The organism is Brevibacillus sp. HD3.3A (genome assembly GCF_013284375.2).
Taxonomy (GTDB): domain Bacteria; phylum Bacillota; class Bacilli; order Brevibacillales; family Brevibacillaceae; genus Brevibacillus; species Brevibacillus parabrevis.
The window spans coordinates 3,833,217-3,857,908 of sequence record NZ_CP085874.1 but is presented as its reverse complement, the minus strand read 5'-3'; the positions used below and the strand labels follow the sequence as shown (position 1 = coordinate 3,857,908).

Here is a 24,692-nt window from a genome sequence, read left to right as displayed (position 1 = left end):
AAAAGTTTCGCCAAAAAAGGCAACGGGCACGCCTCATTTATCATGAGCGTGCCTGTACGTGACCATCGGCTTCAATCTGAACGTTTTCCGACAGTGATTCGATTCGTTGCAGAAGCGCTGCCCCATCCGTGTCATTCATCGGTACCGCTCGTCCCAGCTCGGCATGGAACGGGAGCATCGTCAGTTCACAGGAAGCGTCTTTTGTGCAGCTTGCTTGCAGTACCATCGTCTGCCACGTTTTTGGCTCCGTCGAGCGGGTGAAAATGAAATTGCCCAAACTGTAGGCAATCCACTTGCCGTTGTAGCGTTCAAAGCCTTGCAGGACGTGAGGATGACCACCGACGATCAAGTCTGCTCCTGCGTCAATGTAAGCTTTGGCCAATTCTTTTTGGTGATCGACGGGAAAGTCTTCCCGTTCCTTGCCCCAATGGGCGATCACGACGACGAGATCAGCGTGTGCCTTTGCTTGTTGAATCGCTTGGACGGCTTTGGCGGAATCATAGGAGCCAGCCAGTCCAGGCTGTTTCTCCGTGGCGAACCAGCTGACTTCGGGAATGACCCGGCTGAATCCGAGCAAGGCGAGCTTGATGCCGTTTCGCTCCACCACGACGGGAGTGAAGGCTTCCACAGAGTCTTTGCCGCCGCCGAGGTAAGCGATCCCGTTTTTGGCAAGCGCGTCAAACGTGTCGAGCAATCCGGCCACGCCCTGATCCATCGAATGGTTGTTTGCCAGGTTGACCGCATCGATCCCTGCTGCTTTCATCGCAGGCGCAGCCAAAGGAGAGGACTTGTAAACGTATTGTTTGTTGTCGGCAGGCGTGCCTTTTGTGGTAAGTGGCGTCTCCAGATTGGCTATGGTAAAGTCATCCTGCAAAAACAGGGAACGGACGTGCGTGAACGGGTAGTCGTAGCCTTTTTCGAGCAACGTTTTTTCCACATTTCCGGACATCATCACATCTCCGACGAAGGTCAGCCGGACAGTCGGCTCGTGGGCAACAGCCGGAGGTGGTGCGGAATCGTGTTCAGGGGAGGCGGAATGGCTTCCCAGCTTGTCGAAAGCGAAGTAAATCCCTGAGCAAAGGATGACGAGCAGACTGAACAAGAGCGTTTGCTTCGCCATCCTTTGCCACTTCTTTTGTCGTTGTTTTCGCCGGATGTGCTTTAGGCTTTGCTGCGTCTGATTCATTATGCTCCTTTCAACGGTAACGAAAAATGGGTGAATTTGTTATTATAGAGCTAATACGAAAAGGGGCGAAAAAAGATGCAGCTTTCCTTCGATCATCTGGTTCATTTCGTGCACCGTCCCCCTGGAGAGGCTGCCCGGCTTTTTCAGGAAGCAGGCTTTCACGCTGTCGCGGGCGGACGTCATACCCATTGGGGAACATGGAACAGTCTCAGCTACTTGGGACTATCTTATGTGGAGTTTTTGGCGGTGGAGGAGGCAGCTGTCGCCAAGCAATCCGACAATCCGCTCATCCGGCAACTGGTCTGGGAGGCGAATCGCGGTGAGGGACTTGGGCAAATTGCCCTGCGCACTCGGCAAATGGACGCGTGGGTAGAGCGATTTCAGTCACTTGGTCTCAAAGTGACAGGGCCGGTAGCGGGCAGCCGCACGCGAGACGACGGGAAGATTTTGCAGTGGCGCATGCTGTTTGCCGAAGACCCGCACAGTGCGAGACAAATGCCGTTTCTGATTGAATGGAGCGAGACAGACGAGGAGCGCAAAGCCGATTTGACACAGCGCGGCATCATCGCTCCGCATCCAAATGGCGCGACGGAGCTGCAAGCGGTTGGTTATGCTGTTTCCGATCTGGAAGCGGCAGCAGCGGATTGGACGCGGTGGTTCGGCTTGCCGAGCCAAGCAGTGTTCGACGATGAGCAAATGGGCGCTCGTTGCCTGACGCTTGCTTTACCTGGCGGAAATATCGTGCTGTGTGAACCGCAGCAGGATGGATCGGCCAAGCGGATGCTGCAATCGCGCGGAGAGCGTCCTTTTTTTGCAAGAGTAGGCGCGGCAAAAGCGCTTCACGAATCGCACTCCATTTGTGGCGGGACGTACCTGATTTGAATTTGCTAGAAAGTAACGAGGGGCAAAGCAAGAAAATGGCGCAAAGGAGGCGAGCTTGTGACATCACCCAAGCATTCTTTGTCCGCTGCGGCGATTATCGTCAATGATCGCAACGAAGTGCTGCTGATCAAAGGGCCGAGACGGGGCTGGGAAATGCCCGGCGGAAAGGTGGAGCAAGGGGAGTCCATCCGCGAAGCAGCGATCAGGGAAACGAAGGAAGAATGCGGCTTGGACATTGAAGTGACGAAATTTTGCGGCGTGTTTCAAAATGTCAGCAAGTCGATCTGCAACGCCCTGTTTCTCGCCAGACCGATCGGCGGAAAACTAATCACAACGCCTGAGTGTCTGGAGTCGGGCTTCTTTCCGATCGAGGAAGCTTTGCAAAAGGTGACCTGGAGCAATTTCAGACAGCGCATCTCTTTATGTTTGCAGGAGGAAAAGCATCCGTTTTACGTGGAGTTTTAGGGCAAACGGGCAAGTGTAGGTCGTAGTGAAAAGAGCGGGCGAAATCAATCAGCAGGCAAAAAGCTGTCCGAACAGGGACGGCTTTTTTGTTTTGAGAAAAAAGTGAGTGTGTTTGCTCATTCACGGCGGGCCTTAGAGCTTTTTGCAACTGATTAGCCACATCGTTGAGTTTTTCCAAACGCACTTGACTGAATAACTGAATCATAGAAAAAAGAGCAACCCGTTCCCTTTGCGAAAAAAGGAATCAGGTTGCTCTTTCTTTTCTGCGACATCAACATCGCCGGCGATCAATGCGTTCCGAACGTCTTTTTCGTCAATTGGCGGTACATGTACAGCATGGCAATGCGCCACGGAACCAGCATGCCGAACGCCAGCAGGAAGAACAAGCCGCCTGTCTGGATCGGGGTGAAGCTGTCGTTGATCACCAGCTTGATAATCAGCCGGATGATCAGGAGTCCTGCCAAAATAAAGAAGAACGCACGGGAACGTTTGAGGTAAACGTCTTGACCGATGATCTCAAAGCGCGAAGTCATAATCAAGGGAATGGAGAAAATCAATCCGGTTACAAACGCCGCCAGATCGTACATCGGTGGCAGCGCCGCTTCCGGAAAGAAAAACATGGCAAAGCCAGTAGCCATGAAGAACGGCGGCAGGATAATGCTTTTTGCAGACACAGGCTTTTTTTGCCGGCGCATGCGCAAAAAGATGACCGCGGTTGCCATCACCAGCGGCACCAAAATGCCAAAGGATGAAGAAGTGAGTATCTGCATGGAAAAAACGCCTCCATAGACTTTCAACAATTTTTCAATGTTGTCTTGTCTAGTTTACACCAAATTGAGACGTATGGGGAAGCCGCAGACAGCGAAGCGGCATTTTTGCTAAGCCGCCGCTTCGTCGCTGGCCCGGACATCGAGCTTGTGTTTTTTGCTGTAGAGGAGCGTCAAGAGGCCGGACAAGAGCGTCAGCGAGCCGATAAACAGCAGGTAGCCGGTGATGCCGAGCAGGTCGAGACCGACCCCGGTAATCCCCAGCGCGAGCAGAAAACAGCCGCGGTCGAGCATGCTTTTGAAGGAAAAAAACCGTCCTTGCTGGTGGGCTGGCAAGCGCTTCTGAAAGATCGTCGCAATGACCGGAAAAAAGAAGGCGACGACCAAGCCAAACACGGAAAAGGAAGACAGCACCATCGCTTTGTTGTCTGCCATGGACATTCCGAATTGGGAAAGCGCGAAGAAAAACAGCATGAGCGTAGAGGCAGCGACCAGATTTTTGCCGCCGATCCACCGTTTGGCGAGCAGTCCGCCGATCAAAATGCTCGTGCCCTCGACCGCGTAAATCCAGCCCATGAGCTGCGGCTCGTTTTGCATCTCGCTTAGGTTGAGGATCATCAGATTGAGTCCGCCCAAAAACAACGTAATCAAACCGTTGTTGATCAATCCGACAAACAAGGCAGGGTCTTTGCGGGCAATCATCAGCACTTCGCGGAACTCCACTTTTTCCTTCATATTCCGCGAGGTAACGGGCGGAATCCGCAAAAACAAGGTGACGACCGCCAAAATCGCGTAGGCAATGATCGAGCAAATGTACAGCATGGGCAATTCCATGGAGACGACGAGCACACCCCCGAGAGCCGTTCCGCCAATGCGTGACAAGGTGGAAATATTCAAGTACGCACTGTTCGCTTTCAAAAGCTCATCTTTGCTCAAGATGGCAGGCAAGGAGGCTTGCACGGTCGGGAAGTAAAACGCCGCAGACACTTGCATGACGATCAGGGAGACGATCATCCAGAGAATGGAATCGTACGCGAGAGCGGGAAACATGAACACAGGGCTTAAAGTCCGGGCCATGCTGGCAAAGAGCATCACTTTTCCCTTGTCGTACATATCGATGACGACGCCCGCTTTCGGAGCCAACAGGATGCTTGCGATCAGACCGCTCATCAAAATCAGACCCTTCACGGTTTCGGAAGGGATCAGGCTCTGCATGAACGCCAGATTGGCAATGATGGAAATCCACATGCCTGCACCTGCGACAATCTCCCCTGTCATCAGCAAAAGAAAGGTTCGGTTGCGCCACAACATGAGAGCCACTCCATATCTTTTTGGTTTTTGACAAAAAAATGAACCGATCGAGTTTTTCAAAACGGTAAAACCCAGTATAGCATCTGCCCAAATATTTGTATATTTATTGACGCTGTATGTATGCTTCCTAGCAATAACGGGCAAATTACTGGAACAATGAGCGGCGATTACGCAAAAAAGGAGCTAATCGGCATGGCGCGAAAACGTACGCTGCTTCTGTTGATCGGGTATGGATTTGCTGCCACGCTTGCCATCTTTTACGGACTGGTAGAGCGGCACAGCTTGTTTGTTACGTTTGTTGCCTTCCATCTGGTCGTATGCGTGGGAATCCCGCTGCTGCACGGCTGGTGGGAGAAAAGTTTGCAGGAAAATTGGCAGTTGGCGTGGGGCCGGTTCGAAAAGCGGGGAGCGCTGTTTGGAATCGCGCTGGGCGTGCTGTTTTTTACTGGGATTCAGGCTGGATTGTGGTTGCTTTTGCAAGCGGAGGGCTTGCCTGCTGCTGTGCGGGCGGGTTTGGAATCGTGGGGGTTGAGCCGCAAATGGATCGGCTGGTTTGCCCTATACCTCGTGTTCGTGAACTCGTTGCTGGAAGAATTGTTTTGGCGAGGCTTTGTCCTGCAACGGATGCTGCGTTCGCTTTCCCGTGCCGTCTCCGTGCTTTTGACCAGCTTTTTTTATACGCTTTATCATCTGATTGTCACGACAGCCTTGTTTGGCTTGTGGCGGGGCTTGCTGCTGACCAGCGCAGTATACGTGGCCGGGGTTATTTGGGGCTGGCTGAAAGGGCTGTTCCCATCGATATATCCTACCTGGTTCAGTCATTTGCTCGCAGATTTGGGGCTGGCTTTGGCGGTTGTTTTGTGGATTTACTAGCGGGAAGATAAGGGAAAGGAGAGAAAGCCATGCTGGCGCCACACGAAGAAGTCCAACTGCGCAAGCATCTGCTGGGCATCCTGCGGCAAAAGAATGAGCACGTCCAGCTTTACTTCGATACATATGGATTCACGCCAACAGGACCATTGCTCGCTTATTTGCGCTCGATCAAAGGGTGGGAAAATATTCGCCGCTCCGATCTGTGGCAAGTCGTGGACAATGACCCGCAGCGGCAAATTGACTGGGATGGCGGCGTTTTGATTCGCGCCACCTACGGCTTTGCTTCAAGCCCAGTCCAGGCAGCAGGCCGACTCGCAGAGGTGGAGCCACCAGCGCTTCTGTACTACGGCACGCACGAAAAGCTTGTTCGGCAAGTGCTCACGGGCGGACTTTTGCCCATCGCGAGTGACTTTGTGCAGCTTGCGCTCTCGATCGAAGAGATCGGGATGCCGGAAGACACGCTCTCTGTGCTGACCGTGCAGGCGGCAGAGGCGAGGGCAACCGGCATCCGATTTTTCAAAGGGAGCGGAGCATTTTTGTACAGCGATGCGATTCCAGCCGCTTTTGTAACAGAAGAAGCGTATTAGTCCGCCGGATTGATCTGCTTTCCTTGGCGCAGTTGCAGTTGCCGCTCTCGTTCTGCGAGCACGTCGCTGCGGTCGCGCAACGTATGCTTGTTCAGCAAAAACGGATCGCTCATGTCGCTGTCGCGATGCTCAGGCTGATTTTGCCGGGCACAAGCCGCTTTGTACGCGGATATCAGCTCTGCGGCCTGCATCGGCAAGGTGAGGCTGCGGTATGGCATGCCTTTTTGAATCTCATCCAGGCGCTCTGCCAGCAATCGCTGCAGGGCCATGCTGTCCAAGCCAAGGCGCTCGATCTCTTCATGGTGTTCTTTGACCAACGCGTGGGCGCTTGTAAGCATCTTGCCAGCGCCATTCAGGTTGCCGCGTCTGTGATGATACAGGCCCACGGCAATTTGGATCAGGCCGACCCACACAGGCTGGCGCTTTTCTGCTGGAGCACTCTTCCAATATTCTTCGAGAATCTCGTGACACTCGAAGTAGTCGCGTTCAACATGAAACTGAACCAGGTAGTCCAGATACGGCTCAGGATACATGGTGGACTTCACCTCGCTCTTTTTGGGGGAAAACGTCTCGATGTTTTTCGCAAAAGCGGGTGCGCCGCTTGCGGTCAGTCAAACGATCAAGAGCGTTTTGTTTTCAACCGTTTCGTTATGTACTATTATAATGCATAGAGAAGAGAAATCGAGGTGTGAAACATTTTATGACAAGAGATGAACTCATGGCCGTCTTGGAAAAGAAGCGAATGACGGAAATTATCGAATTGATTGAGGATGCCGAGCAAGGCGATCTGGAAGAGCTGGAATTGGTGGAAAGCCTGGGACTGTTGATGGATCAGGAGCTGAACAAAGAAGTGATCAGTCTTCTGGAAAGCCTCGGGGTCACCATCATCTATTTGAGCGGCGATGAAGAAGATGAGGACGAAGACGAAGCGGACGAAGACGACGAGAACTAAAAAGGAACCAACCTGGCTGTGTCAGCAAGGTTGGTTTTTTGATCGTGAGCGTGGGACTTGCGCCTACTTTTGGGTCCATACCCGGTTTTTGTTGCGGGTAGCGGGAAACTTTTGCCCTCTGTCCAGCTCGATGATCATTGGGTCTTGCACGCTGGCGCCAGTCTCCCCGATTTCCATGTACACGCCATTTTTCGGCGATTTGTCGCCTTCACGAAAACGGCTTTGTTCTCCCATGAGGGCACCTTCTTTCTCGTGATGTGTGATCAGCCTTAGTATTGCCGCGAAGGAACGGATCATGCCGACGGCTTCTATTGACGTTCGATTCGCAATTCATATACGATGTTTTCAATGATGGATGAAGAGGTGAATTCATGCTACGCCTGACCCTGCAAAAGGATTCGAATGTTTCGTACCACGAACAGATCTACCAACAAATTGCCTCCTCGATTCGCAGCGGGGAACTTCCGCCGAATGAACAGTTGCCGACAGTAAGGGAGCTTGCTGCGCAGCTGAAGGTCAATTACAACACGGTCCGCAGCGTTTATCTCCGCTTGCAGCAGGAAGGTATGGTGGACTCGCGACAGGGGCGAGGGACCATCGTCAGCAACATCGTCAACGATCCACTATTGACCCGCAATCCGGCGCATCTCGCCTTGCTGGCCAAAGAGACATTGCACAAAGTAAAGGCGATGGGGTACTCGATGGATGAGTTTACCCGCGTCCTCTCTTGTGTGATGCAGGAAATCAACCAGTTTCCCGTTTTGTTTCTGCGCTTCACCGAGCTGGAGCTTGCCGAATATTTGCGTCTGGTGCAATACCATCTTCCGAGTGTCATGCTGGAAGGGCGAACCTTCGAGGATTTTTCCCAGCGAGTCGAGCAGGACCCGAGCTTTTTGCAACAATACAAAGCGATTGTGACGCATCCTTCCGTGAATTTGCGCGCGAAGCATCGGCTGCCGCGCGAAGCCCCGCCAGTCGTCAGTCTCGACTTTATACCCGACCCGACAACGGTAATTCCCGCCATGGAAGCGTACCCCCGGCATACAAAAGTGGGACTGGTCTGTGCTACCATTCGCGGGGCGGCAGGAATGATCAATGATTTGTACAATGCGGGCATTACCCATCTGGACATTCGCACGATCGAAGCGAATCATCCCGATGTGTTCGAGCTGATTACAAACTGCGATGTCGTGTATATTTCGAAGCCTGGCTATATGGTCAGGCCGCATTTGCTGACTTTGCCAAAAGTGAAGGAATACCAGGAAATTCCCGATCATCACGGAATCAACGAGCTGCGAAAAATTGTCACGCAATGATCGATTCATCCCCGCACTTATTCACTGGCCGCCTGCCAGAGCTTTTTTCTTCATACACATAGACAAAACCCCGCCGGCAGATGCTCTGTCGGCTTTGTTGTGCCAGGCAGGACACCCGCTGATTTTGGCTCAACAATAGACAAGTGTACCATGCCAATGCACCTTCACCTACATACCTTGTAGATGTAACGATCAGGAGGGGGTGAGGTTCATGGGTTGCGGATGCAGAAAGTCTCATTGCAAGTGCTACTACAAGAAGTGCTGCAAGAAGAAATACTACAAAAAACATTGCTACTACAAGCCTTACTACAAAATGGAATGTAAAACAGGTCGCGGTGGCTGCGGTCACCATCACCACCACGGTGAAAGCTGTGGACATGGCGGCGATTTTGGGTCCTCTTGGGGTGGACACAGTCACGGTGGCAAATATTAATAGCGAGGGAAGCGCCTTTTGGGCGCTTTTTTCGTTTTTTCGCAAGTTTCAAGCGAAGATATCGTACACTTACAGTAACGGGAATGGAATGGGGGAGAAAACGATGAATCATTTGAGCGGAAAAGACGAGCGAATGTGGGCCATGATTGTGCATCTGTCTGCTCTGGCAGGCTTTTTGATCCCTTTTGGCAATGTGCTGGGGCCGCTGGTTATTTGGCTGGTCAAGCGGGAAGAGGGCGAGTTTTTTCAAGAGCATGGGAAGGAAGCGCTCAATTTTGGCATCTCGATTACGATTTATGCCGCGATTTCCGGCTTGTTGCTGATTGTCTTTATCGGCGCGATCTTATTGACCGCCTTGTTCATTTTCTGGATCGTCTTCGTTGTCATCGCCGCTATCCGGGCAAACGAGGGCAAATCGTACCGCTATCCGCTGACGCTGCGCTTTGTGAAATGAAGAGCAAAACGAGGGAACCGTTCCGTTGAGGGGCGGTTTTTTCGTAATTTTCTCGCAAAAAAGGCAGGGTGAATGACCATTCATCGCGAAAATAGGGGAGAAAGCAAGTGGAGCGTTTTCCTTGCGTTCGCACCACAACCACAAGAGCATTTCGCTCAATTTGCGGACAGAGGAAGGATTGCGCAAGCTACAGCGTCAAGGCGTTATTCCGGAAGCGTCCCAATAGAAAGGAGAAGTGAGAAGAATGGAACACACAGGACAGGCAGAAAGCCTTTTGGTAAAAAAAGAAGCGGGAGTTTGCACGATTACGCTCAATCGCCCGCATGTGCTGAATGCGCTGACAGTGGAGATGTTTTCCTTGCTGCAACAGGCGATTGCAGAGGCGGCGGATGATTCGGAGGTGGAAGTGCTCATTCTGCGGGGAGCGGGCGGTCATTTTTGCTCGGGAGCCGATTTGACCGTATTGACATCGCTGAGCGAGAAAAGCGAGGCAGATGACGCGCTTTCGGTGATCAACGATTTCATTACCCGGTTGAATCAGATTCCCAAGCCAGTCATTGCGGTCGTGGAAGGGGTAGCAGTCGGGGCGGGGCTGAACTTGGCGCTGCACGCGGATTTTGTCATCGCGGCGACAGATGCGGTCTTGCAAGAACCGTTTGTACAGATCGGACTGACGACGGACTTCGGCGGCACCTATTTGTTGCCACGGCTCGTCGGAACAGCTTGGGCGAAACGTCTTGCGTTGCTTGGCGAAAAAATTTCCGGGCAAACAGCCGAACAAATCGGTCTGATTTATCGAGCTGTGGAGCCTGCGCGGATCGAGCAGGAAGTGGAAGCACTGGTGTCCATGGTGCGCCGCTTGCCAAGCCAGGCTTACGCAGTTACGAAGGAAGGGCTGGGACGGTGCCAGTTTAACGGCCTGGAGTACGCGCTTGCCTGGGAAAAACAGCAGCAGCCGTCCTTGATTGCCCATCCCGAGTTTCAGTCGCTCGTTCGTGCCAAAAGGAAGCGGATGTAAGCTTTATTTTGGCAACGGGATTTTCAATTCGTGAATGCGCTGCCCTGATTCGGCGCTTTCTTCAAACAGGACGAGGACAGGCTCCTTCAGCTTGGAGGCGTCGAGGTTCAGGTTGATGCTGAACGTACCCCATGCTGGCCCACCCTGACTGGCGGTAACAAAACTGTCGGCCAATGTGGCGTCTCCATCTGTCACGACAAAGCGGACGGTCGCTTCGAATACGCGCGCTTCGCCTTTTACTGTGTATTGGCCCGCTCCCGTTTTCGTCACCGATATGTTGCGAAAAGACTCGTTCTCGTATTTGCCGCCTGATTCGCCAGCAGGTTGCTCCAGGGCAGTCGCAGACGCAAACAGCGGGGAGGCGGTCATACCGACGGACGCGGCAGCCAGCAAGGACAAGACGAGAAGCTTTTGGGGAAAACGCATGATATCCCTTCCTTTTCCAGAAGTATGTGTCGTTTTTAAGATGGCGACCTGCCAGGTGTTTTATTCTGGAAAAGCAACGGTCCCAAAGGAAAAAGCTTTGGCTGTCAAAGGCCAAAGCTTTTTTCGCTTGCTAGGAGCCTGTCCGAAAAATCGGCAAAGTTTCGTATGTTTGTCCCAGGACGTTTTTATGAGCGCCGCCCAGATAGCCGTCGATCACGCTTGCATAAATGCTGCGAAAATGGCGATAAATCCGGGCGAAGTATTCGATTTCGTCGGCACTTGGCGCAGGCTTGTAAAAGGCGCGCAATACTTTTTCCGTCACAAAAACGGCCGTACGGGGATGAGCAAGCAGCAACTCGACAAGGGAGGCGAGCGATTCGAAGCTGCGGGGAGCCGGATCAGCAGTCACGAGCTGTTTGATCTCCGCTTGCAGGCCGGCTCCGCCCGTGTAGCTGCCAAATCCGGCTTTGTCGTACAGCCGCTTCACATTCTCATCCATACACAATCCTCACTCCTTTTCGCCTGATGGGTCCAAGCTTACAAAAAGGTGTGGGAAAAGAATGGGAAACGAAAGGAAAGAAAATCCGTTGAGCGTGGAATGATTCTGTGGTAAAGTAGTTGTATCAAGATCCTGCGATGTACGTAAGGCCGTAAATGTTTCTAACCTTATACGTGTTTTTCGGGAGACGAAAATTTGTGATGGATGTCAGGCCCACCTCCCTTTTGGGGATGCATGGGAAGGCTGAAGGGCAGACCAGTCACCCACCTGTGTGAGCGCAGGTTATAGAAACATGAGGTCAACGGCAAAGCGGGGACTTGAAAGCATGTAAAAGCAAAGATTTGCCGATAGCATGAAAAAACCACTTGGAGATTTCCAGGTGGTTTTTCTATGTCTTCTGTTGTCGACGAAACGATTTTCGCAGCATGGCGATCAATGAGTCGTTCTGTTTTGTTTGCCGGAACCGTGTCCCTGGCCTTGGTTTTGTCTGCGGCTCGACGAATCTTGTCCGTCTTGCTGATCGTTGTTGTTGACAATCGTCAAGCTTTGCTCCAGGGATTGAGAATCTTGAGCGTCCTGAAGGATTTGGTACATTTGCAGGAAGTTTGCTTTCTGGCCTTCGGGTATGCCTTTAATGCGCACGGTCAGTTCCTGTGGCCCGCCTTGCTGCCCTTGACCTTGCCCCTGCCCCTGGCTTTGCCCGCCCTGGCCGCTAGTGGAGCTTCCTTCCCCGGAGCTGGGCTGTTCGTCCAGAAAGCTGAGGAACATGGAGTCGCTATCTTGAAAATCCTGTCCACCGCCGCTTTGCGAATGCTGGTCGCCGCCACCGTTTTGTCCGCCACCACCGCCGCTGCCGCCTTGTCCACCGTTTTGCTGCTCAAACAATACGCTGAATTCGTTTAGATCAGTCTGGATGATGCCAATGACGTTCATCCTGATCCTCCTTCCAAAGTTGAAACCACGAAGATATGCTTCTTTGCTCTTAGTATGAGCTTAGCGGGTTTCGCTATGCGTGGAGGAAGCGTTCGCTTTCAACTGGCGGACGAGGGCTTCGTCCGGTGTGACGTACAAGGTGCGCTGTTGCTCGTAAATGACAAAGCCCGGCTTGGCGCCGCTCGGTTTTTTGACGTGCTTGATCAAGGTGTAGTCGACAGGAATTTGGCTGCCTTCTTTGGCGCGACTGAAATAGGCTGCCAGATTTGCCGCTTCCAGCAACGTTTGCTCGGAGTATTCCCGGGAGCGGATGACGACGTGAGAACCGGGAATGTCCTTCGTATGCAGCCATGTCTCATGCGAAGCGGCCAGCTTGTTCGTCAAAAATTCGTTTTGCTTGTTGTTTTTTCCGACCAAAATTTCCGTTCCGTCTGTGGACACGTACGTTTCCAGCTCAGGGCGCGTATCTTTTTTCTTGCGCGGCCCGCGCTTTTTCCGATCGCGCATGTAGCCTTGCTCGACAAGCTCGTCGCGAATTTCTTCGGCTTCCTTTAGGCTGGCGTGCCCAAGCTGAACCAAAAGGCCGTCCAGGTAAAGAATTTCCGCTTTGGCCTGCTCGATTTGCTCACTGACGATTTGCAGGCTGTTTTTTGCCTTGTTGTAGCGCTTGTAGTACGCTTGCAGATTTTCGGACGGCGTCTTCAGCGGATCGAGCGGAATCGTGATGGTTCCGCCCGCTTCGTCGTACCAGTTGACCGTGACCAGCTCGGTGTCGCCGCGCTTCATTTGGTGCATGTTGGCGGTAATCAGCTCGCCGAACAGGCGGAATTGGTCGGCGTCGTGCGCCTCTTGCAACGTTTGCTCCAGCTTTTCGATTTTCTTTTCATTTTTGTTGCGTTCACCAGTCACGAAGCGAATCAAGTCGTGGGCGCGCTGCTTGACCGTATCGCGCAGAGCTTTGCCTTCGTAGTACGCCTGCAAGCATGTCTGCACGGATGGGTACGGCGTTGTCGTGCCCGCGGCGAGGTGCGTCAGCTCGATGACGTGGAAGTAGGCTTTGCCAGCGTGTTCCACGATGGAAGGAGCGTATGCGTGCGCCTTGACTGCTTCCATGACCGCAGAAAAAGCTTCCCACAGCGTTTCCCGATTTGCCAGCTTCGCTCTGTGCACGATCTCTTTTGCCAAAAGCGGGCTGATTCCCGTATAGCCGTCGACGATCTGCTTGTCCAGGCGTCCGCTGTTCCAATCGATGGAGGAAATGAACTCTTGCTCGGTCGCAGCCAACGGGTCGCGCTTGTCTTGGCTCGGCGGGGAGACGTACGTCCTGCCGGGTGTGACCTGTCTGTACTGGCTGATCGCCAAGGTGACGTGCATCGCGCTGTCCAGAATCGTCCCGGTAGCCGGATCGATGAGAATGATGTTGCTGTGCTTGCCCATGATTTCCATGATAATGCGGCGGGTCGCCGTATCTCCCAGCTCGTCGCGGGTGCGGACGTCGATGTGGATGATCCGTTCCATGCCGATCTGCTCGATGGACTCGATTACGCCGCCTTCGCAATGCTTCCGCAGCAGCATGCAAAACATCGGGGCTTCCAGCGGATTTGTAAATTCTTCTGTCGTAATGTGAATCCGCGGGTACGTCGGGTTTGCCGAGAGCAGGAGCTTGACCGTTTCCCCCGGTGTCCGCACCTGCATGACAATATCGCTATGATGCGGTTGATGAATTTTGGAAATGCGTCCGCCGATACATTTATGTAATTCCCGTGTCAAGGCACGGGTCACTACGCCGTCAAATGCCACTATAGCTCACCTCTATCCTAAAAAATGCCGAGAAGGAAAAACGAATGGAGAAAATGTTTGCCAGTCACAGTGTAGCATAAAGCGGGAGAGGGAGGAATCTTGTTGTCGCCTTGCGCCTTCGGTTGACACTGCCAAGAGTTGTCTCCTATAATAAATTAACGATTTTGCGTCTGTGGAAGTGAAAATGATGGTTAGAAGCATGACAGGTTATGGACGGCAAGAGGATAGCAGGGGAACTGTGCGTTTGACTGTGGAGATTCGCGCCGTCAATCATCGGTATTCCGAGATACAGGTACGACTGCCAAAAGCTTGGAGCATGCTGGAGGATCAGGTGCGCAAGCTGGTGAGCCAGTACGTCCGAAGAGGCCGTGTCGATGTGACCATCGCGATCGACGGAAAAAGCCAGGCGGCTTCTGCTATCGATATTGACTGGCAGATGGCCGAACAGCTTGTTTCGTTGTCGCGCACGATGGCTGAGCGCTTTTCACTGGAAAGTCCGCTTGGCGTCAAGGAGCTTTTGCTCTTCCCTGGCGTGATACATACAAAAGAAACGGCAGACGACCATGACGAAGTAGCCGAATGGCTGCTGGATCAGGTACGAACTGCGGCGATCGACTTGCTTTCCATGAAAGAGGCGGAAGGCAAGCAACTGTACGCTGATTTATCCAGTCGGCTCGCACAGATTCAAGCGTGGGTGGCGGAGCTTCAACAGTTGGCTCCTATGGGGATCGAGGAACATCGAACCCGCCTGCAGCAGCGTCTGGGGGAGTGGGCCAGCCAGGTTCCGTTTGAACTGGACCTTGCGCGTGTGGCTCAAGAGGTGGCCTTTTTCGCTGACAAGAGCGATATCAGCGAGGAGATTACCCGCCTGGAAAGTCATTGTCTCCAGTTTGCAAAGCAATTGACGGCAAGCGAAGCGATCGGGCGAAAGCTGGATTTTTTGCTCCAGGAAATGAACCGGGAAGCGAATACGATTGCTTCCAAGGCGAATTACTTGCCAATCGCGCACCTCGCTGTCGAGATCAAGACCGAGCTGGAGAAAATGAGAGAGCAAGTACAGAATGTCGAGTAGCATGAAAGGATGGGCTGGGCCGTTATGGCAATCAAGCTAATCAATATCGGGTTTGGCAATATTGTGAATGCCAACCGTATCATTTCCATTGTAAGTCCGGAATCTGCCCCAATCAAACGGATCATCCAGGAAGCGCGTGATCGCAATATGCTGGTGGATGCAACGTATGGGCGCCGGACGCGCGCTGTGATTATTACGGATAGCGATCACGTCATTTTGTCGGCGGTGCAGCCGGAAACAGTGGCGCAGCGACTGACGACGAAGGATGACGAATCGGACGAATAAAGTAGGAGTGTACACAATGAGCATGGTTGATCGCGGTCTCCTTTTGATTCTCTCCGGACCTGCGGGAGTGGGCAAAGGCACGGTATGCAAGGCGCTTCGGGAAAGAATGCCCGAGCTGGTGTATTCCGTCTCGGCTACCACACGTTCTCCGCGCCCGGGCGAGGTGGAAGGAGTCAATTACTTTTTCAAGACACAGGAAGAGTTCAAGCAAATGATTGAGCAAGACGCTCTTCTGGAGTGGGCAGAATACGTAGGGAACTTCTACGGCACGCCCCGCCAATTCGTGGATGAGATGCTGGACGAAGGACGCGATGTCATTCTGGAGATCGAAGTCCAGGGCGCGCTGCAAGTGAAGGAAAGCTTTCCGCAAGGGACGTTCCTGTTCCTCGCTCCGCCTGATTTGCACGAGCTGGAAAACCGGATCGTAGGACGGGGCACGGAGACAGAGGATGTTATCCGCAAGCGGATGGAAGTAGCCCGCGCGGAAATCGAGCTGATGGATCATTACGATTACGTCGTGGTCAATGATGTTATCGAGTCTGCCTGCGATCGCATTCAGGCTATTATTACAGCCGAGCATCTGAAAAAAGATCGCCAGGTTCACAAATATCGCAAATGGTTAAAGGAGGTTGAATAGATCATGTTGTATCCATCTATTGACGAATTGACTGCGAAAGCAGAAAGCAAGTACATTTTGGTGACTGTCGCTTCCAAACGCGCGCGCCAATTGCGCGAAAACAGCGAAATGCAGGTAGTCAGACCAAAATCCAAAAAGTTTGTAGGCGTGGCTCTCGAAGAGTTTATCTCCGACGAACTGGTGCACGAGTTTTTGGACGGACGTAAATAAGAGCTTACCTTTAAAAACAACCTCCAAGCAGGTTGTTTTTTTCGGATAGGGAAGAAGAGGGGGAGTTGCAGATGATGAATACGCTCTCGGGAAAACGAATCGTGCTCGGAGTCTGTGGCGGCATTGCGGCTTACAAGGCGGCGGCGCTGACAAGCAAGCTGACACAGGCAGGGGCACAAGTGCATGTCATTTTGACGGAAAACGCCTTGAAATTCGTTCAGCCGCTGACATTTCAAGCTTTGTCGCATCTGCCGGTCTACACCGATACGTTTACGGAGCCAGACCCGCACGTCATCAGCCACATTGAGCTGGCGGACAAGGCTGACCTCGTGCTGATCGCTCCTGCCACGGCCAATGTGATCGGCAAAATCGCGAACGGAATCGCAGATGACATGCTGACGACGACCTTGCTTGCAACCAAGGCCCCGGTGATGGTCGCACCCGCGATGAATGTCAATATGTATCACCATCCGGCGGTCGCGGCGAATATGGAAAAGCTCGCGTCTTTCGGCTATCGGTTCGTGGAGCCGGGGGTAGGCTTGCTGGCGTGCGGCTGGATCGGCAAAGGGCGTCTCGCTGAACCGGAGGAAATCGTCGAAGCGGTTCAACGCTTTTTTGCCCAAGCGGACGATCAAGCAGGAGCGGCGATCAAGCAGGACTTGCTGGACAAGCACGTACTGGTGACAGCAGGGCCAACCCGGGAAAAAATCGATCCGGTTCGCTACATTACCAACCACGCCTCCGGGAAAATGGGCTATGCCATTGCCGAAGCTGCGCGCGACCGGGGAGCGAAAGTGACGCTGATCAGCGGGCCGACTTCGCTTGCCCGTCCCGCTGGTGTCGAGTTCGTAGCGGTAGAATCGGTACAGGAGATGTTCGACGCGGTCATGGAGCATCTGCCGCAAAGCGATATCGTCGTGAAGTCGGCGGCTGTATCCGATTACCGTCCGAAAACGGTGCAGGAGCATAAAATGAAAAAGGGCGACGGTCCGTTTGTCTTGGAGCTGGACAAAGCGCCGGATATTTTGAAGACGATCGGCGAGCGCAAAACGAAGCAGTTCGTGGTCGGGTTTGCTGCCGAGACGCAAGATGTTCTGCTGCATGCGCAGTCCAAACTCGAACGCAAAAATCTCGACATGATCGTGGCCAACAATGTCCTGCTGGAAGGGGCAGGAATGGGAAGCGACACGAATATCGTCACCCTTTTGACCCGGGAAGGCGAGCAAGTGGCGCTGGATAAACTGAGCAAGCGGGCGGTAGCTGACAAACTGTTTGATGCCGTGCTGTTGAAGCTGCAGCATAAGCCGCTGTCGGAGCTGTCATGATCGCTCAAGTGATTGTAGACGTGCCTGTCAATCGAACGAATCGGCCTTTTGACTACAAGGTACCGTCTTGGCTTAGTCCGCTCATCCGTGTGGGCAGCAGGGTAATCGTCCCGTTTGGCCCGCGCAAGCTGCAAGGGTATGTGACCGGAATTGTGGAACTAGCGGACGGAGAAATCGCGTCGTCCCGTTTGAAAGATGTGGAGCAAGTGCTCGACGATACGCCTCCGCTTAGCCCGGAACTGCTGGAGCTGGGCGAATGGATGTCCAAACAGTATTTGTGCCCGTGGGTGACTGCTGTTCAGGCGATGATTCCGGCTGTCCTGAAAGGAAAGTCGGAGAAATGGCTGGTCGCGACAGAGGCGTTGGACGCTGACGCATGCGGACAGTCGGGGCTTTTATGGGAACTGTCGCGAAAACGGCAACTTCCGCTGGCAGAGGTGGAAAAACAGTTTCCGGAGGAGTATTTGCTCGTTCCGGGCTGGATTTCCAGCGGACTTTTGGCGACCGAATACCAGGTGACGGATCGGATTACCCGCAAGCAGCAATCTTTTGTGCGCAGTTTGCTGGATGCATCCGGCCTGGAAGAAGCGATCCGCTCCTTGCCAGCGCGTGCCGAGCAGATGCGCCGAGCGCTCGAACTGTTTCGCATGCATGAGGGGCAAGCGTTTTCGACCCAGATGCTGCAAGCGGAGTACGGCATTAGCCGGGCGTCCTTGAAGAGTTTGGAGGCAAAAGGCATTCTCGTCATTGAGCAGGTGGAAGTGTACCGCGATCCATACGCCAATCGGCGCTTTTCCGAGAAGCCGAAGCCGGAATTTACCCCGCTCCAGCAGCAGGTTTTGGCACCGATTTTGCAATCTATAAAAATGGGGATTTACTCCTCGTACTTGCTGCACGGGGTTACGGGCAGCGGCAAGACAGAAGTGTACCTGGAGGCGATCGAACAGACGCTGGCAAAAGGGCGCGAGGCGATTTTTCTCGTTCCGGAAATCTCTTTGACGCCGCAGATGGTGGAGCGGTTCAAAGCGCGCTTCGGGGCCGATGTTGCCGTCCTGCACAGTGCCTTGTCCCAAGGGGAGCGGTACGACGAGTGGCGCAAAATCATTCGCAATCAAGTAAAAGTCGTGGTGGGCGCACGCTCGGCCATTTTTGCTCCTTTTCGCAATGTCGGCCTGATCGTGATCGACGAAGAACATGAAAGCTCCTACAAGCAAGAGGAGACACCTCGTTACCACGCGCGGGAGGTTGCGCTCTGGCGGGCGAAAAGAAACGATGCTGTCCTGATTATGGGAAGCGCGACTCCGGCTTTGGAGACGTATGCGCTGGCTACGCGTGGCCGCTACGGCCTGTTGCAAATGCCAGACCGCGTCGGAAATCGCCCGATGCCGCAGGTGCACGTCGTCGATATGCGCGAAGAGCTGCAAGTCGAGAATCGCTCGATGTTCAGCCGGAAGCTGCATGCGATGATTGCGGATCGTCTGCAAAAAGAGGAGCAGATGGTCATTTTCCTCAATCGCCGCGGCTTTTCCACGTTCGTCATGTGCCGTTCGTGCGGCTATACGATGCGCTGCATTCATTGCGACATCTCGCTTACCTACCATAAAACGAACCATACGGCGCGCTGCCACTACTGCGGCTACACGATCGCCCAGCCCACCCATTGCCCGGAATGCCAGAGCGAGCATATCCGCTTTTTCGGGACGGGAACGCAAAAAGTCGAAGCCGAGCTTGCCAAGCTGTTTCCAGGCATTCGCGTCATTCGCATGGATGTGGACACGACCTCGCGAAAAGGCGCACATGAGGAGCTGTTGAACAAATTCCGCAACGGACAGGGCGATGTGCTGCTGGGAACGCAAATGATCGCCAAAGGACTCGATTTTCCGCGGGTGACGCTGGCAGGCATTATCGCGGCGGACAGCTCGCTGCATTTGCCTGATTTTCGCGCGGCGGAAAAGACGTTCCAACTGCTGACCCAGGTAGGCGGACGCGCCGGTCGGCACGAACTGGAAGGCGATGTCGTCATCCAGACGTACACGCCGGAGCATTACAGCATCGTCCACGCCACCCGGCACGACTATCCGGCTTTTTATCACGATGAAATGTTGCAGCGCAGACGCACGGGATACCCTCCGTATTTCCGGCTGGTGCTGATCACGTTCAGCCATGAGGAAGTGCCTGTCGTAATACGCGGCGCCCACACCTTGGCAGACTTTTTGCGCCCGCGGCTTGCCCAAACGACGATCTTGCTTGGGCCTGTCGCTTCGCCCATCGCGCGCGTGAAGGATAGATTTCGCTTTCAGATCATGCTAAAATATCGGGATGAACCGCAACTGTCTGACTTGCTTGCTCAGGCGACAGCGGCATTTGAAGAATGGAACAAACAGCAGAAAGTATTGATGACGATTGACGTCGATCCATACGTATTGCTTTAGGGAGGATATGATTCACATGGCGATTCGCACAATTGTAAAACATCCAGATCCGATTTTGCGTGAAAAAGCGATCAAAGTGACCAAGTTCAATTCGAACCTGCACAAGCTTTTGGACGATATGGCTGACACGATGTACGATGCAGACGGCGTAGGTCTGGCTGCACCGCAAGTAGGGATTTCCAAGCGCGTGATTGTGATGGACTGCGGAGACGGACTGATCGAAATCGTCAACCCGGAAATCGTCGAGCACAAAGGCGAGCAGTTTGACTATCCGGAAGGCTGCCTGAGCATCCCGGGACTGCGCGGAGACGTTCGCCGCCACAAATGGATCAAGCTGCACGGGCAAGACCGCTTCGGAAACGAGATCGAGCTGGAGGCAGACGATCTTTTGTCCCGTTGCGCCCAGCATGAGATCGACCACTTGAACGGCGTCCTGTTCATCGATGTAGCCGACAAGGTGTATCAGGTGAACCCGGAAGAGGAAGGGGAATAATCGATTTGAAAGATGCTCGCATCCTGTTTATGGGTACGCCTGACTTCGCGGTGTCGAGCCTGAATGCGCTCATCGAAGCAGGCTATAACGTGATTGGAGTCGTTACGCAACCGGATCGTCCCGTAGGACGCAAGCAAGTGCTGACGCCGCCCCCCGTCAAGGAGGCGGCTTTGCGTCATGGACTTGCTGTGTTGCAGCCGGAAAAAATCAAGGCGGAAGAAGCTTTGGAAGAAGTGCTCGCGCTGTCTTTTGATCTGATTGTCACGGCGGCATACGGGCAAATTTTGCCGAAGCGCTTGCTGGATGCTCCGCGCTTTGGCTGCATCAACGTGCACGCTTCGCTTTTGCCGAAATATCGCGGTGGCGCGCCGATTCACAAATCAATCGTCGACGGCGAAGCCGAGTCCGGCGTGACGATCATGTACATGGTAGAAGCGCTCGATGCGGGAGATATGCTGTCCAAGGTCGTAGTGCCGATCGAGGAGCGCGATACGGTCGGGCTGTTGCATGACAAGCTGGCGGTAGCGGGTGCCCAGCTTTTGCTGGAGACGGTGCCTCGTTTGCTGGCCGGAGAGATTCAGCCGGAAGCGCAAGACCATTCGGCAGCGACATTTGCCCCGAACATCAAGCGGACGGATGAAAAAATCGACTGGACGAAAACCGCTACGCAAATCTACAACCAGGTGCGCGGCTTGAACCCGTGGCCTGTCGCCTTCACGACTTGCGAAGGCAAAGTGTGGAAGCTGTGGTGGGTGGAAAAAAGGCTGGAGGCTGGCGGCGGATACGAGCCGGGCACGATTATCGCCCGCGAAGAGGACGGATTGGTCATCGCCTGCGGAAGCGGCGCGGTAAAAGTAACCGAGTTGCAGCCAGAAGGCAAAAAACGGATGAGTGCTCTCGACTTTTTGCGCGGAGCGGGCAGCAGCATTGAAATCGGCACAAAGGTAGGAGAATAGTCCGTGGCAAAAAAGGGAGCAAGAGATATTGCGCTAGACGTTTTGAATCGGGTAGAGGAGCATAAGTCGTACAGCAATCTGGAGCTGAGAGGCGTTCTGGATCGCGCGCAGCTCAGTGCGGCGGATACGGGATTGGTGACCGAGCTGGTATACGGGACGATCCAGCGCAAGCTGACACTCGATCATGTTTTGTCCCATTTTGTCGGGAACAAAAAGCTGCAGATGTGGGTGCGCAACTTGCTTCGTCTGAGTTTGTACCAAATTCGTTTCCTCGACCGCATTCCAGAGCGCGCCGCTGTTCACGAGGCTGTAGAAATGGCCAAGCGTCGCGGACATCAAGGGATTGCCTCGATGGTGAACGGGGTTTTGCGCAATGTACTGCGCCAGCCGGATGTGTGGGAGCGTTTGCCAAAAGGCGACCGCGCCGCACAAATTTCCGTTGCGCATTCCCATCCGGAATGGCTCGTCCGCGAGTGGCTGAAAGTGTACGGCGAAGAAGCGACGATCGCGATTTGCGAAGCCAACAACCGCACGCCGCACAGCTCGATCCGCAGCAACTCGCTGAAAACAACGGTCAGTGAACTGCTGGACAAGCTTGCGCAAGAGGAAGCGGTAGCGCAGCCGTCTGCCCTGAGCCCGCAAGCGATCGTGGTGGCTGGCGGACACGTGGCCGGATCGCGTTTGTTCCGGGAAGGGTTTTTTACGATCCAAGATGAAAGCTCGATGCTGGTTGCCCCTGCACTCGCTGCCAAGCCAGGCATGCGCGTGCTCGATGCATGTGCGGCTCCGGGCGGCAAGACGACGCATATAGCGGAGCTGATGGAAAATCGCGGACAAATTATCGCCAGCGATTTGCATCCGCACAAGCGCGAGCTGATTGCCCAAACCGCCAAGCGGCTGGGGATCACGATTATCGAGCCGATTACAAGCGACGCGCTCGATTTGCCAGACAGAGGACTCGGGACATTTGACCGGATTTTGCTGGATGCACCGTGCTCCGGTTTTGGCGTCATCCGGCGCAAGCCCGACTTGAAGTGGAACAAAACACCCGAGGACGTGCGGGCGATTGCCCAGCTCCAGTACGAGCTGCTCAAGGCATTGGCTCCGATGCTTGCGCCAGAAGGTGTGCTCGTCTACAGTACGTGCACGATTGAGCCAAAGGAAAACCAGGAAATTGTCCAGCGCTTCGTCAAAGAGCACCCGGAGTTTGTTTTGGATGATACGCTTGGGCAAGACTTGCCTGACGCCGTTCGCAATCAAGTGGACGAGTCTGGTGCCTGCGTGCAGATTTTGCCTCAGCATTTTGACAGTGACGGCTTCTTTATCGCGCGATTGAAACGAAAAGGATAGCAAGGGAGGGGTGGCGTGCCAATTGCGGAAAATGCCACTCCTTTGCCTTTGTTTGCGCATGTGCGGATTGGTTTACACTAGGAAAAGGGACGCATTTCTGAAATGGATGCCAAAACCGTTTGAAGCGTGACGCGTGGCGAGGTACAATGATAGAATGATAATTTGTGCAAGCAATGATTTTGAGGATGTGGAAAAGAAATGCCATTCACGACATTTACAAGCGCTAAGCCGCTTATTTACAGCTTGACCCAAGACGAAATGAAAGAGTGGCTCATCAGCGTAGGTGACAAGGCTTTTCGCGCCCAGCAAATTTTTGACTGGCTGTACGTAAAGCGTGTGACTTCCTTTGATGAGATGAGCAACCTGTCCAAAGACTTGCGGCAGAAGCTTGCTGAGACATTCCGTCTGGACTCTTTGACAGAAATTACGCACCAGCAATCAACGGATGGCACAATCAAGTTTTTGTTCCAGCTCGTTGACGGGCACGCAATCGAAACGGTCATCATGCGCCACAGCTACGGAAACAGCATCTGTGTGACGACGCAGGTCGGATGCCGGATCGGCTGCACGTTCTGCGCCTCCACGCTCGGCGGATTGAAGCGCAACTTGGATGCAGGCGAGATCGTTTCCCAGGTGCTGATGGCCCAGCGCAGACTGGATGCCGATGGGGAACGCGTCAGCCACGTCGTAGTGATGGGGATTGGCGAACCGTTCGAGAACTTCGAGAGCTTGATGGCTTTTCTGTCCATCATCAACGACAACCGCGGGCTGAACATCGGCGCTCGTCACATTACCGTTTCTACCAGTGGGATCGTGCCGAAGATTTACGAGTTTGCCGAACGCGGCGGACAAGTCAATCTCGCTATTTCCCTGCACGCTCCGAATACAGAGCTGAGAAGCAAGCTGATGCCGATCAACCGCGGCTTCCCGCTTGACAAGCTGATGGAGGCGTGCCGTCATTACATCAACAAAACGGGCCGCCGGATCAGCTTCGAGTACGGTCTGTTCGGAGGCAAAAACGATCAGCCTGAACACGCCGAAGAGCTGGCGGAGCTGATTGGAGACATGCTGTGCCACGTCAACCTGATTCCGGTCAACTACGTGCCGGAGCGCGACTACGTGCGCACGCCGCGCAACGAAATTTTTCAGTTCAAACGCATCTTGGATGAAAAGGGAATCAATGTGACCATCAGACGCGAGCAAGGCAGCGATATCGCCGCTGCCTGCGGTCAGCTGAGGGCACAACACGCTAAAGAAACCGTGGGGTGAAGCCATGGAAATCGCGATGAAATCCCATGTCGGCCGCGTCCGCCAGGTAAATGAGGACTACTATGCCTGTGTTGCCGATCTGAACGGACGCGTGCTGGCCATTGTTGCAGACGGTATGGGCGGGCATCAGGCTGGAGACATTGCCAGCCGCCTTGCCGTTGAGCGAATAGTAAAAGAACTGCGGCACCTGGATGGACAGCTTGACGCGGAAGATGCGCGCGAGCAGTTGATGAATGCTGTCCTGGCCGCGAATAAAGAAGTGTACGATTACGCTTTGAATCATCCGGAGTGCAGCGGGATGGGAACGACAGTAGTGGCCGCGCTGCTTGGCGAAACATCTGTCATTACGGCCCATATTGGCGACAGCCGCCTGTACGTGTACAACGCAGACGGACTGGTCATGAAAACAGAGGACCACTCTCTTGTGAACGAGCTTTTGAAAAGCGGACAAATCACGGAAGAGGAAGCTTCTGTCCATCCACACCGAAACGTCATTATGCGTTCGCTCGGCACCGAGCCGGATGTGTTGATTGATCTGGGGCACTTTGAATGGGCGAAGGGCGATATCGTCCTCATTTGCTCAGACGGCCTCAGCAACAAGGTAGCCCATGCCTCTTTGGAAAATTGGTTGCAGAAACAGATATCGTTGCAAGCGAAAGTGGACGGTCTGGTGCAAGAAGCGCTGGAAGCCGGTGGGGAAGACAACATTACGCTGGTCGCTGTCCAAAAAAAGCTTGACGTCGGTCAGAAAGAGGGGTGAG

General features: G+C 53.7%; 28 protein-coding genes and 1 other RNA gene. 20 read left to right on the top strand and 9 right to left on the bottom strand.

What is annotated here, in order from left to right:
• Positions 1–40: 40 nt before the first annotated feature.
• A complete protein-coding gene (locus HP435_RS17795) occupies positions 41–1,186 on the bottom strand; it encodes a CapA family protein (protein WP_173599653.1) in 1,146 nt (381 codons plus the stop codon).
• Positions 1,187–1,261: 75 nt separating this feature from the next.
• On the opposite strand from HP435_RS17795, the gene HP435_RS17790 reads away from it, so the two are divergent.
• Both HP435_RS17790 and HP435_RS17785 read left to right on the top strand, forming a co-directional pair.
• Positions 1,262–2,068 carry a VOC family protein gene (locus HP435_RS17790; RefSeq protein WP_122965063.1) on the top strand — a complete coding sequence of 269 codons (807 nt, stop codon included), beginning with the start codon at positions 1,262–1,264 and terminating at the stop codon, positions 2,066–2,068.
• 57 nt (positions 2,069–2,125) lie between these two features.
• Positions 2,126–2,533 carry an NUDIX hydrolase gene (locus HP435_RS17785; protein WP_122965064.1) on the top strand — a complete coding sequence of 136 codons (408 nt, stop codon included), beginning with the start codon at positions 2,126–2,128 and terminating at the stop codon, positions 2,531–2,533.
• 287 nt (positions 2,534–2,820) lie between these two features.
• Here HP435_RS17785 and HP435_RS17780 read toward each other — a convergent pair whose 3' ends face one another.
• Positions 2,821–3,303: a CcdC family protein gene (locus tag HP435_RS17780; protein ID WP_063229897.1), complete on the bottom strand. Its 483-nt coding sequence runs from the start codon at positions 3,301–3,303 to the stop codon at positions 2,821–2,823.
• A gap of 108 nt (positions 3,304–3,411) precedes the next feature.
• Positions 3,412–4,611 carry an MFS transporter gene (locus HP435_RS17775; protein WP_122965065.1) on the bottom strand — a complete coding sequence of 400 codons (1,200 nt, stop codon included), beginning with the start codon at positions 4,609–4,611 and terminating at the stop codon, positions 3,412–3,414.
• Positions 4,612–4,803: 192 nt separating this feature from the next.
• Here HP435_RS17775 and HP435_RS17770 point away from each other — a divergent pair, with 192 nt between their 5' ends.
• Both HP435_RS17770 and HP435_RS17765 read left to right on the top strand, forming a co-directional pair.
• Positions 4,804–5,484: a CPBP family intramembrane glutamic endopeptidase gene (locus tag HP435_RS17770; protein ID WP_173599654.1), complete on the top strand. Its 681-nt coding sequence runs from the start codon at positions 4,804–4,806 to the stop codon at positions 5,482–5,484.
• A gap of 29 nt (positions 5,485–5,513) precedes the next feature.
• Positions 5,514–6,071 (top strand): RNA 2'-phosphotransferase, encoded by a 558-nt coding sequence (locus tag HP435_RS17765; protein ID WP_173599655.1) that lies wholly within the window; start codon positions 5,514–5,516, stop codon positions 6,069–6,071.
• Here the strand turns inward: HP435_RS17765 and HP435_RS17760 are convergent.
• Positions 6,068–6,604, bottom strand: a complete 537-nt coding sequence (locus tag HP435_RS17760) for a DUF309 domain-containing protein (RefSeq protein ID WP_173598031.1) — start codon at positions 6,602–6,604, stop codon at positions 6,068–6,070. The two genes, HP435_RS17765 and HP435_RS17760, sit on opposite strands and share 4 nt — an antisense overlap.
• Before the next feature lie 167 nt (positions 6,605–6,771).
• Between HP435_RS17760 and HP435_RS17755 the strand changes: the two genes are divergently transcribed.
• Complete coding sequence (locus HP435_RS17755; protein ID WP_063229936.1) at positions 6,772–7,023, top strand: hypothetical protein; 252 nt, start codon at positions 6,772–6,774, stop codon at positions 7,021–7,023.
• Between the two features lie 63 nt (positions 7,024–7,086).
• Here HP435_RS17755 and HP435_RS17750 read toward each other — a convergent pair whose 3' ends face one another.
• Positions 7,087–7,257: a YjzC family protein gene (locus HP435_RS17750; RefSeq protein ID WP_083955748.1), complete on the bottom strand. Its 171-nt coding sequence runs from the start codon at positions 7,255–7,257 to the stop codon at positions 7,087–7,089.
• A 137-nt stretch (positions 7,258–7,394) separates the two neighbouring features.
• Here HP435_RS17750 and HP435_RS17745 point away from each other — a divergent pair, with 137 nt between their 5' ends.
• The 3 genes from HP435_RS17745 (at position 7,395) to HP435_RS17735 (ending at position 10,244) form a co-directional block, all read left to right on the top strand.
• On the top strand, positions 7,395–8,339 hold the full coding sequence (locus tag HP435_RS17745) for a GntR family transcriptional regulator (protein ID WP_122965069.1): 945 nt from the start codon (positions 7,395–7,397) through the stop codon (positions 8,337–8,339).
• Positions 8,340–8,875: 536 nt separating this feature from the next.
• Positions 8,876–9,226 carry a DUF4870 domain-containing protein gene (locus tag HP435_RS17740; RefSeq protein ID WP_173598032.1) on the top strand — a complete coding sequence of 117 codons (351 nt, stop codon included), beginning with the start codon at positions 8,876–8,878 and terminating at the stop codon, positions 9,224–9,226.
• 244 nt (positions 9,227–9,470) lie between these two features.
• The gene (locus tag HP435_RS17735) at positions 9,471–10,244 is read left to right on the top strand and encodes an enoyl-CoA hydratase/isomerase family protein (protein ID WP_173599656.1); all 774 of its coding nucleotides are present in this window, start codon (positions 9,471–9,473) and stop codon (positions 10,242–10,244) included.
• 3 nt (positions 10,245–10,247) lie between these two features.
• Here HP435_RS17735 and HP435_RS17730 read toward each other — a convergent pair whose 3' ends face one another.
• Complete coding sequence (locus HP435_RS17730) at positions 10,248–10,670, bottom strand: Gmad2 immunoglobulin-like domain-containing protein (protein WP_122965071.1); 423 nt, start codon at positions 10,668–10,670, stop codon at positions 10,248–10,250.
• Positions 10,671–10,800: 130 nt separating this feature from the next.
• Positions 10,801–11,169: a hypothetical protein gene (locus HP435_RS17725; protein WP_122965072.1), complete on the bottom strand. Its 369-nt coding sequence runs from the start codon at positions 11,167–11,169 to the stop codon at positions 10,801–10,803.
• Positions 11,170–11,295: 126 nt separating this feature from the next.
• Between HP435_RS17725 and ssrS the strand changes: the two genes are divergently transcribed.
• Positions 11,296–11,489, top strand: a non-coding RNA gene (gene ssrS / locus HP435_RS17720) — 6S RNA.
• A gap of 112 nt (positions 11,490–11,601) precedes the next feature.
• Here the strand turns inward: ssrS and HP435_RS17715 are convergent.
• Positions 11,602–12,102, bottom strand: a complete 501-nt coding sequence (locus HP435_RS17715; protein ID WP_122965073.1) for a hypothetical protein — start codon at positions 12,100–12,102, stop codon at positions 11,602–11,604.
• Between the two features lie 60 nt (positions 12,103–12,162).
• Positions 12,163–13,902: an Rqc2 family fibronectin-binding protein gene (locus HP435_RS17710; protein WP_173598036.1), complete on the bottom strand. Its 1,740-nt coding sequence runs from the start codon at positions 13,900–13,902 to the stop codon at positions 12,163–12,165.
• Between the two features lie 187 nt (positions 13,903–14,089).
• Here HP435_RS17710 and HP435_RS17705 point away from each other — a divergent pair, with 187 nt between their 5' ends.
• The 11 genes from HP435_RS17705 to HP435_RS17655 all read left to right on the top strand — a co-directional run bounded on the left by HP435_RS17705 (position 14,090) and on the right by HP435_RS17655 (position 24,691).
• Positions 14,090–14,974 carry a YicC/YloC family endoribonuclease gene (locus HP435_RS17705; protein WP_173599680.1) on the top strand — a complete coding sequence of 295 codons (885 nt, stop codon included), beginning with the start codon at positions 14,090–14,092 and terminating at the stop codon, positions 14,972–14,974.
• A 24-nt stretch (positions 14,975–14,998) separates the two neighbouring features.
• Complete coding sequence (gene remA, locus HP435_RS17700) at positions 14,999–15,259, top strand: extracellular matrix/biofilm regulator RemA (protein ID WP_015891999.1); 261 nt, start codon at positions 14,999–15,001, stop codon at positions 15,257–15,259.
• A gap of 16 nt (positions 15,260–15,275) precedes the next feature.
• Positions 15,276–15,896 (top strand): guanylate kinase, encoded by a 621-nt coding sequence (gene gmk / locus HP435_RS17695; RefSeq protein WP_122965076.1) that lies wholly within the window; start codon positions 15,276–15,278, stop codon positions 15,894–15,896.
• Positions 15,897–15,899: 3 nt separating this feature from the next.
• Positions 15,900–16,106 carry a DNA-directed RNA polymerase subunit omega gene (gene rpoZ / locus HP435_RS17690; RefSeq protein WP_063229880.1) on the top strand — a complete coding sequence of 69 codons (207 nt, stop codon included), beginning with the start codon at positions 15,900–15,902 and terminating at the stop codon, positions 16,104–16,106.
• A 74-nt stretch (positions 16,107–16,180) separates the two neighbouring features.
• Positions 16,181–17,431 (top strand): bifunctional phosphopantothenoylcysteine decarboxylase/phosphopantothenate--cysteine ligase CoaBC, encoded by a 1,251-nt coding sequence (gene coaBC, locus HP435_RS17685; protein ID WP_122965475.1) that lies wholly within the window; start codon positions 16,181–16,183, stop codon positions 17,429–17,431.
• A complete protein-coding gene (gene priA, locus HP435_RS17680) occupies positions 17,428–19,863 on the top strand; it encodes a primosomal protein N' (protein ID WP_122965077.1) in 2,436 nt (811 codons plus the stop codon). The genes coaBC and priA overlap by 4 nt, the downstream gene beginning before the upstream one ends.
• A gap of 16 nt (positions 19,864–19,879) precedes the next feature.
• Positions 19,880–20,356 carry a peptide deformylase gene (gene def / locus HP435_RS17675; RefSeq protein ID WP_063229878.1) on the top strand — a complete coding sequence of 159 codons (477 nt, stop codon included), beginning with the start codon at positions 19,880–19,882 and terminating at the stop codon, positions 20,354–20,356.
• 5 nt (positions 20,357–20,361) lie between these two features.
• On the top strand, positions 20,362–21,312 hold the full coding sequence (gene fmt / locus HP435_RS17670) for a methionyl-tRNA formyltransferase (RefSeq protein WP_122965078.1): 951 nt from the start codon (positions 20,362–20,364) through the stop codon (positions 21,310–21,312).
• Positions 21,313–21,315: 3 nt separating this feature from the next.
• Positions 21,316–22,662: a 16S rRNA (cytosine(967)-C(5))-methyltransferase RsmB gene (rsmB, locus tag HP435_RS17665; RefSeq protein ID WP_122965079.1), complete on the top strand. Its 1,347-nt coding sequence runs from the start codon at positions 21,316–21,318 to the stop codon at positions 22,660–22,662.
• A gap of 198 nt (positions 22,663–22,860) precedes the next feature.
• Positions 22,861–23,931: a dual-specificity RNA methyltransferase RlmN gene (rlmN, locus tag HP435_RS17660; RefSeq protein ID WP_122965080.1), complete on the top strand. Its 1,071-nt coding sequence runs from the start codon at positions 22,861–22,863 to the stop codon at positions 23,929–23,931.
• A 4-nt stretch (positions 23,932–23,935) separates the two neighbouring features.
• On the top strand, positions 23,936–24,691 hold the full coding sequence (locus tag HP435_RS17655) for a Stp1/IreP family PP2C-type Ser/Thr phosphatase (RefSeq protein WP_122965081.1): 756 nt from the start codon (positions 23,936–23,938) through the stop codon (positions 24,689–24,691).
• The last annotated feature ends 1 nt before the right edge of the window (position 24,692 follow it).

Bases quoted from the DNA above. Each gene is read 5' to 3' on its own strand.
- HP435_RS17795 (WP_173599653.1), bottom strand. From the start codon at position 1,186: ATGAATCAGACGCAGCAAAGCCTAAAGCACATCCGGCGAAAACAACGA.
- HP435_RS17790 (WP_122965063.1), top strand. From the start codon at position 1,262: ATGCAGCTTTCCTTCGATCATCTGGTTCATTTCGTGCACCGTCCCCCT.
- HP435_RS17780 (WP_063229897.1), bottom strand. From the start codon at position 3,303: ATGCAGATACTCACTTCTTCATCCTTTGGCATTTTGGTGCCGCTGGTG.
- HP435_RS17775 (WP_122965065.1), bottom strand. From the start codon at position 4,611: ATGTTGTGGCGCAACCGAACCTTTCTTTTGCTGATGACAGGGGAGATT.
- HP435_RS17770 (WP_173599654.1), top strand. From the start codon at position 4,804: ATGGCGCGAAAACGTACGCTGCTTCTGTTGATCGGGTATGGATTTGCT.
- HP435_RS17765 (WP_173599655.1), top strand. From the start codon at position 5,514: ATGCTGGCGCCACACGAAGAAGTCCAACTGCGCAAGCATCTGCTGGGC.
- HP435_RS17760 (WP_173598031.1), bottom strand. From the start codon at position 6,604: ATGTATCCTGAGCCGTATCTGGACTACCTGGTTCAGTTTCATGTTGAA.
- HP435_RS17755 (WP_063229936.1), top strand. From the start codon at position 6,772: ATGACAAGAGATGAACTCATGGCCGTCTTGGAAAAGAAGCGAATGACG.
- HP435_RS17750 (WP_083955748.1), bottom strand. From the start codon at position 7,257: ATGGGAGAACAAAGCCGTTTTCGTGAAGGCGACAAATCGCCGAAAAAT.
- HP435_RS17745 (WP_122965069.1), top strand. From the start codon at position 7,395: ATGCTACGCCTGACCCTGCAAAAGGATTCGAATGTTTCGTACCACGAA.
- HP435_RS17740 (WP_173598032.1), top strand. From the start codon at position 8,876: ATGAATCATTTGAGCGGAAAAGACGAGCGAATGTGGGCCATGATTGTG.
- HP435_RS17735 (WP_173599656.1), top strand. From the start codon at position 9,471: ATGGAACACACAGGACAGGCAGAAAGCCTTTTGGTAAAAAAAGAAGCG.
- HP435_RS17730 (WP_122965071.1), bottom strand. From the start codon at position 10,670: ATGCGTTTTCCCCAAAAGCTTCTCGTCTTGTCCTTGCTGGCTGCCGCG.
- HP435_RS17725 (WP_122965072.1), bottom strand. From the start codon at position 11,169: ATGGATGAGAATGTGAAGCGGCTGTACGACAAAGCCGGATTTGGCAGC.
- HP435_RS17715 (WP_122965073.1), bottom strand. From the start codon at position 12,102: ATGAACGTCATTGGCATCATCCAGACTGATCTAAACGAATTCAGCGTA.
- HP435_RS17705 (WP_173599680.1), top strand. From the start codon at position 14,090: ATGGTTAGAAGCATGACAGGTTATGGACGGCAAGAGGATAGCAGGGGA.
- remA (WP_015891999.1), top strand. From the start codon at position 14,999: ATGGCAATCAAGCTAATCAATATCGGGTTTGGCAATATTGTGAATGCC.
- gmk (WP_122965076.1), top strand. From the start codon at position 15,276: ATGAGCATGGTTGATCGCGGTCTCCTTTTGATTCTCTCCGGACCTGCG.
- rpoZ (WP_063229880.1), top strand. From the start codon at position 15,900: ATGTTGTATCCATCTATTGACGAATTGACTGCGAAAGCAGAAAGCAAG.
- coaBC (WP_122965475.1), top strand. From the start codon at position 16,181: ATGAATACGCTCTCGGGAAAACGAATCGTGCTCGGAGTCTGTGGCGGC.
- priA (WP_122965077.1), top strand. From the start codon at position 17,428: ATGATCGCTCAAGTGATTGTAGACGTGCCTGTCAATCGAACGAATCGG.
- def (WP_063229878.1), top strand. From the start codon at position 19,880: ATGGCGATTCGCACAATTGTAAAACATCCAGATCCGATTTTGCGTGAA.
- rlmN (WP_122965080.1), top strand. From the start codon at position 22,861: ATGCCATTCACGACATTTACAAGCGCTAAGCCGCTTATTTACAGCTTG.
- HP435_RS17655 (WP_122965081.1), top strand. From the start codon at position 23,936: ATGGAAATCGCGATGAAATCCCATGTCGGCCGCGTCCGCCAGGTAAAT.